General features: G+C 65.1%; 6 protein-coding genes. 3 read left to right on the forward strand and 3 right to left on the reverse strand.

The window, feature by feature from the left end; genetic code table 11:
• A partial coding sequence (locus H3O04_RS32510; RefSeq protein ID WP_202589249.1) for a patatin-like phospholipase family protein occupies positions 1-2,242 on the forward strand: 2,242 nt, incomplete at its 5' end.
• Between the two features lie 99 nt (positions 2,243-2,341).
• Here H3O04_RS32510 and H3O04_RS32515 read toward each other — a convergent pair.
• Complete coding sequence (locus H3O04_RS32515) at positions 2,342-3,472, reverse strand: ATP-binding protein (RefSeq protein ID WP_202589250.1); 1,131 nt, start codon at positions 3,470-3,472, stop codon at positions 2,342-2,344.
• 64 nt (positions 3,473-3,536) lie between these two features.
• Positions 3,537-4,247 carry a response regulator gene (locus H3O04_RS32520; protein ID WP_006498855.1) on the reverse strand — a complete coding sequence of 237 codons (711 nt, stop codon included), beginning with the start codon at positions 4,245-4,247 and terminating at the stop codon, positions 3,537-3,539.
• Between the two features lie 219 nt (positions 4,248-4,466).
• Between H3O04_RS32520 and H3O04_RS32525 the strand changes: the two genes are divergently transcribed.
• Positions 4,467-5,381 carry a glutaminase gene (locus tag H3O04_RS32525; RefSeq protein ID WP_027805820.1) on the forward strand — a complete coding sequence of 305 codons (915 nt, stop codon included), beginning with the start codon at positions 4,467-4,469 and terminating at the stop codon, positions 5,379-5,381.
• Between the two features lie 232 nt (positions 5,382-5,613).
• On the opposite strand, the gene H3O04_RS32530 is transcribed toward H3O04_RS32525, so the two are convergent.
• A complete protein-coding gene (locus tag H3O04_RS32530; RefSeq protein WP_200159314.1) occupies positions 5,614-6,519 on the reverse strand; it encodes an SDR family oxidoreductase in 906 nt (301 codons plus the stop codon).
• A gap of 530 nt (positions 6,520-7,049) precedes the next feature.
• On the opposite strand from H3O04_RS32530, the gene H3O04_RS32535 reads away from it, so the two are divergent.
• Positions 7,050-7,233: c-type cytochrome (locus H3O04_RS32535; protein ID WP_202589251.1), on the forward strand; the 184-nt coding region annotated here is incomplete at its 3' end.

Raw genomic sequence — 7,233 nt, forward strand, 5'->3', positions numbered from 1 at the left:
ACCCGCTGCGTCCGCGCACACCTGCACCGCCGACGGCGGCCCGGCCGGCCGCCCGTCGATCGGCCTCGTGCTGTCCGGCGGCGGTGCGCGCGGCTATGCACATCTCGGGGTCCTGAAAGTCCTGGAGGACAACCGGATTCCGATCGACTGCATCGCGGGCACCAGCATGGGCGCCGTGGTCGGCGGCCTGTATGCGAGCGGGATGGCGGCCGACGAGATGCAGAAGCGGCTGTCCGAGGTCAACCTGGCGGATATCGCGTTCGACGTGACGGACCGCGCGGACCTGCCGCAAACCAGCCGCGAGGACGAACGCCTGTACATCAACGGGCTGACGCTCGGCTTCGGCAAGAAGGGCGTCAAGGCGCCGGTCGGCCTCGTCCAGGGCAACCGGCTGCAGGCGCTGCTCGCGAACTGGACGGCCGCCGTGCCGACCAACCAGCCGTTCGACCAGTTGCCGATCCCGTACCGCGCGGTCGCGACCGACCTGCAGACCGGCCAGATGGTCGTGCTCGACCACGGCTCGCTGCCGCTCGCGATTCGCGCGAGCATGGCGATGCCGGGCCTGTTCGCGCCGGCCGAGATCAACGGGCGCGCGCTCGTGGACGGCGGCCTCGTCAGCAATCTGCCCGTCGACACCGCGCGGCAGATGGGCGCGAACGTCGTGATCGCCGTCGACATCGGCTCGCAACTGCGCCCGCTCGACGCGCTCGCGTCGCCGGCGGACGTGATGCAGCAGATGGTCGGCATCCTGATCCGCCAGAACGTGACCGCGCAGCGCAAGCAGCTCGACGCGCGGGACGTGCTGCTCACGCCGGACCTCGGCTCGCTCGCGTTCACCGATTTCCAGAACGCGAAGCAGGCGATCGCCGCCGGCGCGGCCGCCGCGACCGCCGCGCTGCCGAAGCTGCGGCGTTTCGCGCTCACGCCGGAACAGTACGCGGCCTACCGGTCCTCACATGCGCAGCCGCTGCCGCCGCCGATCCGGATCACGCGCATCGACATCAAGACCAGCGGCGGCGTACCGAAGCGCGTCGTCAGCAACGCGCTGCACGTGAAACCGGGCGACATCTACGATCCGAAGACCGTCAGCCAGGATCTGCTCGGCCTCACGACGGGCGGCAACTTCGAGAGCGTCACGCAGCAGATCGTCAGCCGCGGCGACGACAACGTGCTCGAAATCGACGCGCGCGAGAAGTACTGGGGGCCCAACTTCCTGCTTTTCGGGCTCGGCATGTCGAGCAGTTCGACCGATGAAGGCGGCTTCCGCCTGCACGTCGGCTACCGGCGGCCGTGGCTCACGGAATCGGGGCTCGAATTCCGCGCGGACACGACGATCGGCAGCGACCTGCAGTCGGCGCGCGTCGAATTGCGCCAGCCGCTGTCGACCGCGTACGGCGTCTACCTGTCGCCGTACGCGGAATATCAGCGTCGCTACGCGAACCTGTACGACGACTCCGGCGACGTGAAGATCACGCAGTACCTGATGCAGACGGCGCGCGCCGGGATCGACCTCGGCCTGCCGATCGCGCGGCTCGGCGATTTCCGCATCGGTCTCGGCTACGTGACCGGGCACGGCTCGCCGACCTACAACCTGCCGTTCGACGACGGCAGCGGCCAGGCGCTGCTGTGGCCGAGCTTCACGTCGCAGGCGTTGATCGCGCGGGCGCGGCTCGTCATCGATCAGCTCGACGATCCGATGTTCCCGCGCAAGGGTTATTTCGGCGAACTGCGGGTCGAACGCTCGCTGGTGTCGCGCAACGGCGGCTCGGCGCAGGATTTCGCCGACGGGATCAGCAACGCGCCTTACACCGAGATCTACGGCAAGGCGATGATCGCGCAGCAGTTCGGCCGGCACAGCGTCAGCGCGACGATCGAAGGCGGCAAGAGCATCGGCGGCACCAACCTGATCAATGCGTTCAACTTCACGCTGGGCGGCTTCCAGCATCTGTCCGCCTATGCGGCCGACCAGTTGAACGGCAACGAGCTCGCGTACGGGCAGATCACGTACATGAACCAGTTGATGACGTTCAACGCGTCGCCGGTCAAGGCGCTGTCGGTGGGCGCCAGCGCGGAAGTCGGCAACGTCTGGTCGAGCGGCCAGAAGATCGGCGGCGGCGCGCTCAAGCAGAGCTACACGTTCTTCACGAGCCTGTCGACCGCATTCGGGCCCGTCTACATCGGCGTGGCGCTCGCCCCCAGCGGCCGACGCAACTTCTACCTGCAGCTCGGCCGTACTTATTGAGCATGCGCGGATGCCGCTGCGGCGGCATCCGTGGCGCCGTCCCGGCGGCAGCTGTCGACTTCACGGCGGGCCGCGGGTCGGGCCTCGCGCGACGTCGTGCTAGACCGGCCAGCTGATCTCGAATCGCGCGCCGCCGAGTTCGACCGGATCGACGACCGCGATCCGGCCGTTGTGCGCGTGGAGCACCTGTCGCGTGATCGACAGGCCGAGCCCGTAGCCGCCGGTGCGACGGTCGAGGCGCACGAACGCGTCGAAGATCCGTTCGCGCTCGCTCTCGGGCACGCCGGGGCCGTCGTCCTCGACGAAGATGCCGATGTTGCCGTGCACGAGCGAGATTCCGACGACGATCCGCGATTTCGCGTACTTGCTCGCGTTGCGCAACAGGTTGCGCATCGCATACGACATCAGCCGACGGTCCATCTTCACGCGCAAATCCGCTCCGATCTCGATGCGCGACTCGATCGCCCGGTCCGGGTACAGCAGTTGCGCGTCGTTCACCTGGTGCTCGAACCACGCGACGGGCGCCGTCATCTCGAGGTTCGACTGCAGCGAGCTGTATTCGAGCCGGGCATACGTGAGGCTCATGTCGATCAGCTCCTCGAGCTCGGTCACGTCCTGCGCGATGCTCTCGAGCGCGCCCTGGTATTCGGCCGCCGAACCCGGTTCGCACAGCATTTCGAGCGCGAAGCGCACGCGCGCGAGCGGCGTGCGCAACTCGTGCGAGATTCCGTTCGTCAGATCGCGCTGCGCGGCGATCAGCCGCTCCATGCGCATCGCGAGCGCATTCAGCGTGCGCGCCAGCGGGCCGATGATCACGCTGTGCGATTCGCGCGCGCGCGTGTTGAAGCGCCCGCCGGTGAAGTCGATCGCGCGCTCGCGCACCATCACGAGATCCGACCAGACCGGCCGCATCCACCGGTACGCGGCGAGCGCGGGCGCGGTGAACACGAACGCGAGCACGATCCAGATGTCGCCCGGCAGCGAGTCGAACGCATGCCACACGACCTGCGGCGACAATTCGACGCACAGCGCGAGCGCGGGCACCAGCGCGGTCAGCAACACGAGGCCGAGCAGATGCAGGTAGGTGCGCAGGTACAGGCGCGACCAGCTCGGAATGCGGTCGGCGCGCGTGTCGGTCCACGCGCGCCGGAAATGCAGCCAGCGCCATTTGACGTAGCGCAGCGTGGGCAGCGGCGGTGCATCGGGGTGCGAACGGGTTCGTCGAATCATCGCGGCTCCCGGCCGGCGGGCGGAATGCCCGCGCGGAACGTGACGGCGTCGCGCGAGCGCGGCGTCATTCCCACGCGTGCTTGCTGAATTGATAACCCTTGCTGCGGATCGTCTTGATCCGCTGCGGGTTGCTCGCGTCGTCGCGCAGCTTGCGGCGCAGCTTCGAGATGCGCCCGTCGATCGTGCGGTCGAGGCCGTCGAATTCGACGCCGCGCAGCTGCAGCATCAGATCGTCGCGGCTGACGACTTCGCCCGCATGACACACCAGCGCCCACAGCAGGTCGAATTCGGCCGACGTCAGATCGGGCGTGCTGCCGTCGGGCAGCACGACGGTGCGGTCGGTGCGGTCGATCGAGAACTTGCCGAACGCGTAGCGCTCCGGCTGCGGCGCGGTGCTCTCGGCCGCGCGCGCCGGCGCGCGACGCAGTTGCGCCTTGATCCGCGCGAGCAGGATGCGCGGCTCGACCGGCTTGTGCACGTAGTCGTCCGCGCCGAATTCGAGGCCGAGCAGCTCGTCGAACGGTTCGTCGCGCGCCGTCACCATGATGATCACGCCGTCGTACTGCTTGCGCGCCTCGCGGCAGATTTCGAAGCCGTCCTTGCCCGGCAGGTTCACGTCGAGGATCACGAGATCGGGACGAATGGACAGGATCGCCGGCACCGCGGCGTCACCATGCAGCACGGTGTCGACTTCATAGTCGTTCTTGCGCAGGTAGCCGGCGATCAGCGTGGACAGGCGGGTGTCGTCTTCGACGAGCAGGATGCGAAAAGACATGGGTAGCGGTCGGATCATCGGGAAAGCCGCGGCGGCGCCGGCCGGTGCCGGACGCCGGCCCTCGGCCGAAACGTACCGCATGATACTGCGCCCGCCGCCTGCCTGTTTGCCGGTCTTGAAAATAAGGGCGCGATTCCGGCCGCGCTTGACGAATCGGCGCCGGGACGGTTCCATACGGGCTCGCCGGAATCCGGCCGTGCCTCTACCCTGCCCGACGTGATGAATTACCAATCGATTCTTGAACGCATCCACACCGAACTCGCCCCCTGGATCGGCCAGGGACGGGTAGCCGACTATATTCCCGAGCTCGCGAAAGTGCCCGCCGACAAGTTCGGAATGGCCGTCGTGACGCTCGACGGAAACGTCTACACGGTCGGCGATGCGTACGAGCGCTTCTCGATCCAGAGCATCTCGAAGCTGTTCGCGTGCACGCTCGCGTTCCAGCTGCTGGGCGACGAACTGTGGGAACGGGTCGGCCGCGAACCGTCCGGCACCGCGTTCAACTCGCTGGTCCAACTCGAAAGCGAGCGCGGCAAGCCGCGCAATCCGTTCATCAATGCGGGCGCGCTGGTGGTCACCGACGTGCTGTGCCGCCGCTTCGTGAAGGCCGAGACGGCGCTCGTCGAGTTCGTGCGGCGGCTGATCGGCTCGAACGATATCGACTACGACTCGCGCGTCGCGTTGTCGGAGTTGCAGCACGCGGAACGCAACCGCGCGATGGCGCATTTTATGGCGAGCTTCGGCAACATGCAGATGCCGCCCGATACGGTGATCGATGCGTATTGCCGCCAATGTGCGATCGAGATGAACTGCGTCGAGCTTGCCACCGCCGCGCTGTTTCTTGCGAACGGCGGTGTCGCGCCGGCGACCGGCGAACGGGTCGTCGATTCGAGTTCGGCGAAGCGGCTGTCGGCGCTGATGTTGACCTGCGGGACGTACGATGCGGCGGGCGATTTCGTGTATCGCGTCGGGTTGCCGGCGAAGAGCGGCGTCGGCGGCGGGATCGTTGCGGTGCTGCCGGGGGAGATGGCGGTGTGCGTGTGGGCGCCAGGGCTGGATGCGAACGGGAACTCACTGGCGGGGACATTGGCGCTGGAGTGGTTGACGACTTATACGGGGCGGTCGATTTTTTGAAGCGTCGAAGTCGAGCGTGCCTCATCTGGCGCGACGGCGGCAGATTCCTGTCGGCGCGCGCCAGAGCGCTCAATGGGAAATTCGGCCATCGCCAGCAATCGACCCATCTCGGCCAGTCGATGGCGTAGCCGCGGATTGATCCAATCGCCCACAATCACGCCCCCTCTTTCGCGAGCGACCGCCAGGTCGCACAGAATTCACTGCGAGGATCGGCTGGCAGCGCAGCGCGCGCTCATCCCACCTGCGGTGGACGCGTCGCCGTCAATGCTTCAGCTACTTGCCACAGGCGAATCGAATCCGCGCTCTTGGCGGAGCGGGGCTGTTTGGCAACGTGCGAGTTCCCGACGAGCAGAAAACGTGGGCCGTAGAATGCGCTCTGAGTCGCTGTGGGATCGACTGCCGCGCGCAAGAGCGAGTCCGTGGCCCATTCCACGTCCATGGACGGTACAAGTCGGAACGATAGCCTCTTGCGGGTTGAATCAGTACCCATATTCGGACCGCTCGTCTGAAGATTGGTGCGCGTATGGCCTGGATGGGCACTCGTACTGAGCAGGGGCCAGCCACGCTCGCGCGCAATTTCCGCCAATCGATTCGCCAACAGCAGGCAGGCCAGCTTGGACTGCGCATACGCCGTCATGGGCTTGTACGATCTTTCGCCTTGAAGGTCGTCGAAATTGATTGTGGCGCCAATTGCGGCGCTGCTTGTCATCGTGGCGACGCGAGGAGACTTCGCTTCAAGCAGAAGCGGCAACAGCAGATTGGTCAGTGCGAAGTGACCCAGGAAATTGGTCGCAAACTGTAGCTCGAATCCGTCCGAGCTCAGTACACGCGTCGGCGGCATCATGATCCCTGCGTTGTTGACGAGCACGTCGAGAGGGCGTCCCTCCTCGAGCAACTGGCGACCAAAATTCCTCACACTCGCGAGGCTGGAGAGATCCAACGTGCGGACCTCAATCGATGCCCCTGGAAACTCCTTGCGTATATCCCGGCGGGCGGCATCGCCTTTCGACTCGCTGCGTACCGCCATGATGACGTCGGCACCAGCCGCCACCAATCGCCTGGTCGCCTCCTTGCCGGTGCCGCTATTGGCTCCTGTAATGACAATACGGCGCCCCCGCTGATCAAGAGGTTTGTACATTCGCGTTTCTCCTATGATTTCATTCGATAAAGCCGGGCTCGGACGCGGACAGCTGGCAGGCATTCAGCTTCAGCCGACAACGCACGTGCAGCTGAGAAATGGGTCTGGTGTCGGCCGGTCCGGGTGGACCCGCAGGGATGATTTTGGTGAAGTACACCGCATAGTGTAGTTTTTCTGGCAAAAAGTAAACTCATCGGTGTAAATTTTCGACTGCTTAGGCAGCCCACCCCCGACGTGCCTTACCGACCGCAAGTGGCCGAACCCGGTCGTCGAAGGCAGCACGGCACTCGCCCATCAATCGATACCGATGGAATCGCATGCGAGTTATATATTCGTAGCGCAGGGACGCTGGCGCTGGAGTGGTTGACGGCTTATACGGGAAGGTCGATTTTTTGAGGTGGCGAAGTTAGACGCATCTCACCCGGCACAACGGCGGCAGGTTAATATCGGCATACTCAATGGAGAACGCGTCATCCGACAACAATCGGCCCTGAGAGACACTCGAAGGCTTATACAAAAAATCAACAAAAATGAAAATATTGCTCATCGCCTCGCTAGGGATTTCATTGTTTTTTCAAACATCCGAGGCCCTTGCGGATAGTGATAACGGAAAAAAGATCTTCCTGGCGAGATGCGCCATGTGTCACGGAGCAGACGCCAGAGGAACGGGACCGTTGGCCAATAAAAGCAACCCGCCCACGCCCGATCTTACGA

The organism is Burkholderia sp. KCJ3K979 (assembly GCF_016759955.1).
GTDB classification, from domain to species: Bacteria; Pseudomonadota; Gammaproteobacteria; order Burkholderiales; family Burkholderiaceae; genus Burkholderia; species Burkholderia orbicola.

Excerpts from the sequence above, each read along its gene's own strand:
- H3O04_RS32525 (WP_027805820.1), top strand. The coding sequence starts at position 4,467 with ATGAATTACCAATCGATTCTTGAACGCATCCACACCGAACTCGCCCCC.
- H3O04_RS32515 (WP_202589250.1), bottom strand. The coding sequence starts at position 3,472 with ATGATTCGACGAACCCGTTCGCACCCCGATGCACCGCCGCTGCCCACG.
- H3O04_RS32530 (WP_200159314.1), bottom strand. The coding sequence starts at position 6,519 with ATGTACAAACCTCTTGATCAGCGGGGGCGCCGTATTGTCATTACAGGA.
- H3O04_RS32520 (WP_006498855.1), bottom strand. The coding sequence starts at position 4,247 with ATGTCTTTTCGCATCCTGCTCGTCGAAGACGACACCCGCCTGTCCACG.